General features: G+C 33.5%; 3 protein-coding genes. All 3 read left to right on the forward strand.

What is annotated here, in order from left to right:
* Positions 1-658: 658 nt before the first annotated feature.
* Positions 659-2,359 (forward strand): lipopolysaccharide assembly protein LapB, encoded by a 1,701-nt coding sequence (locus DW657_RS16865; protein ID WP_118313510.1) that lies wholly within the window; start codon positions 659-661, stop codon positions 2,357-2,359.
* A gap of 173 nt (positions 2,360-2,532) precedes the next feature.
* The gene (locus DW657_RS16870; RefSeq protein ID WP_117664054.1) at positions 2,533-2,892 is read left to right on the forward strand and encodes a hypothetical protein; all 360 of its coding nucleotides are present in this window, start codon (positions 2,533-2,535) and stop codon (positions 2,890-2,892) included.
* 123 nt (positions 2,893-3,015) lie between these two features.
* Positions 3,016-3,318, forward strand: a complete 303-nt coding sequence (locus DW657_RS16875) for a 6-bladed beta-propeller (RefSeq protein ID WP_118313511.1) — start codon at positions 3,016-3,018, stop codon at positions 3,316-3,318.
* Positions 3,319-3,324: the final 6 nt, after the last annotated feature.

Consider the following 3,324-nt stretch of genomic DNA (forward strand, 5'->3'; position numbering starts at 1 on the left):
AAATTATAGTGTTGCGGAATTAAGGTTATATATTTTTTGGGGGACAAGTTTCACAAGTTCAAAAGTTAAAGAAGTTATCGCTCACTGAGGAGTTAAGACAAATGCAACATCTGACACGCTTCTGCATAAGCAATTGATATACAAAGATAGCCCCCCAGGGCATGAGTAGTTACAGTTACGATAAATATATTTAATTTTTCTTAATTTTTTCGTATTGTATTTTCTTTTTCCATATATTTGCATAAAATTTAGTATATATCGAAGATGAAAAAGAAACCAATTCTATTAACACTATTTCTACTTTTTTTGACGGCATGTTCCGTAGTGGATTCCGACGAGCAACGCTTAGAATCCGCCCTGGAGTTTGCCGGCAAGAATCGTTATGAATTAGAAAATGTCTTAAATCATTACAAGAATGATACCTGAGCCCACTTTAAAAAGGGGCATATTTGAAGCACGACTTCCTAACAGCATTGAGGGAGCCGTGAATATATCTAACTGAGGATTTGGATCTGTCTTTTTAAACATTGTCATTCTTTTAATTGATGGTGTAAAGATACGATAAATATTCCAGATAACGGCATAAATCAGAGATTATTTTCGTGAAATATAAACATTTTAAACAGGCCTTACTTTTTAAAGTGGGCTCATTGATAGAATGAAAAGAATATTGTTATCAAATAAAAACTGTATAAATCTGCTTTTGGGGTTGATAGTATTATTATTTGTTGCATGTACTTCAAACGAGAAGCAACGGTTGCAGCAAATAGAGAACGTGTTGGAGGAATCCCCCGACACAGCTTGGGCTATGTTGAGTCAAGATGGAAATCGTCTTTCTAAATACTCCAAATCAGACAGAATGAAATATTTATTGCTTCGAACAAAAGCAATGAATAAACTCTTTTATGCCATGGATACCATCAATTATATGAATGATGTACTAGAATATTATGCATTTTATGGCAATACTGGAGAAAAGACCTGGGCTAACTATTTAATGGGCTGTGTATATCGTGATAAGGGAAATAGTCCCAAGGCTTTGCTATATTATAATGAAGCTGTCGCAAAAATAGATACAACAAAGAGCGACTGCAACTTCTCCCTCTTGTCTAAAGTTTATGGACAAATGGCGGATATCTATAGATTGCAACGTTATCCACAATTGGAATCGAAGATACTTGATAAGAAGGCATTAGTTGCATTGATGGCAAATGATACATTAGGATATGTTCGTGCACAAGAACGTAAAATAAGCGTTTTCTATCAACTAGGGAAAATGGATTCGGTTTATCAAATTGCAACTCGGGCTTATCGATACTACAAAAAGATAGGTAAGGATGATTATGCTGCTGCAACTTTAATACCGTTGACGGAAATCTACTTAAAGAGGAAGGACTATGTAAAAGCCAAGCGAACACTTGATGAATATCTTGCAAAGTCCAAACTATTGGATAAAAAAGGAGAACCTTTATATCCTGGAACAGAATATTTCTATAATTATCTTGGTTGGTATTATATAGACGTAGGACAATTGGATTCTGCTTTATATTGCTATCACAAATTGTTGAACTACCCTTCTGATATTGAAAATTTAGAAGCTGGATATAAGGGTTTAATGTCTATATATAGTCATAAAGGAATGGTAGACTCAGTGGTGAAGTATGTACGTTTGTATGCAGATGCAAATGACACCGTAAACTTCCGGTTATCAGCAAAAGAAGTAGGTAAGGTACAGGCTTTGTTCGATTATTCTGAAAGTCAAAAAGAAGCTGCGAGAAAAGCAGAAGAAGCGAAAAATATTTGGAAAGCCTTATTCATATCTCTCTTAATGATAGTGATATTACTTTTGGTAATAAGAAAAATGAAGGCAAGAAATCAAAAAATACAAACTCAATATGATCATACCAAGAAAGAATTAGTATCAACTAAAAAGGAGAGCAAGCTTAAAGATTCTAAAATAGTAAATCTGAATGGGATATTGAGTATCTATAAAACGAATGCGAATGAAGAAAAATGGAAAAAAGAAAATATATTTATGGAATCAAAGATTATTCTAGCATTCCAAGCATACGCTAATACAGGTAAACAACCAACTGTTAGTGAATGGAAAGACCTGCAGAAATTAGTTGAAGCAAGTTTGCCTGCTTTTTGGCAAAAATTATCTTCATTTGAAGACATTTTAGATGATGAGTTTAGAATTTGTCTACTGACAAGACTTTCTTTCATGCCCTCTCAGATAGCTAATCTCCTGGGGGCTTCAAAGCAGAGTATTACAAATAAACGCAAGAAACTAGTTCAAATGTTGTTTAAATCTGATAATATAAAGAAGTTCGATGCATTGATAAAGGAGATGGAATGAAGTATGTACTAAATATACTTTTAGCTCTAACATACAGATTTAATGCGAGTTACAAGCAACAAGACCAACACTTTCTGAAAGATAATGTACTAAATGTACTGCTGATATTTGGAAGTTAAGCTTTTTCGTTCTATTTTTGCAGACATAAAACAACAATAAAAAATAGAAATGAAATGAAAAGATTTTTAATAATGATTTATGCGTGTCTGCTTTTTAACGGAAATGTTTTAGCTGGCACAAAAGTTAGAGTGGAAATGCAACCCAACTCTTTTGAAAACCCTACTAAGCCTGGTATTCCATGGGAGCGAGAAATGCCCTGGTCGCCAGAAGTCTTTTTAGAGGATAATCTCTTGTCTTTTGAGTCTAGCAGCGCACCTATTATGATATATGCATACAGAGGTGACAAAATCGTTTACAGTCTGACAGCTCCAGAAGGGAGCACAAATGCGGCTTTTCCTAGTACCTTAAAAGGTGACTTTATCTTGTATATGATTTATGGCGATACTGTGTATCGTGGAGAAATCAATCTTTAAAGGAATCGGAAAAATGAAGAATCCATGTTAAAAGTATAAAAGTTTGAAAATGTAGTTTGGCATTGCTTAGAAAATTCACAAATCTAAGCAATGCCGGAATTGTGAATTTAAATATTGATTTCTATGATGCGTATTCAAAAGTATTTAATCGTATTTGTTGTTATATTATCATTTGTTTCTTGCAAAGGGACAGATGAAGAAAGTTGTTCTATTATAGATTTTGATGAGGCTCAAGTGATGACAGAGCAGGAACTGTTCTCGAAAGTTGAGATTATTTCATTGCAGAACAAAGATGATCTTATTTTATCAAATGTATCCCAGATTATTGTGGAAGAACCATACATTTTAATAAAGGATTCAAAAAATGTAATATATGTATATACTGATAAAGGAAATTTAGTTTCCCTTAATTCCGCAACACTATAATTTAAC

The sequence above is a fragment of the Prevotella sp. AM23-5 genome, assembly GCF_003473645.1.
GTDB lineage: Bacteria > Bacteroidota > Bacteroidia > Bacteroidales > Bacteroidaceae > Prevotella > Prevotella copri_A.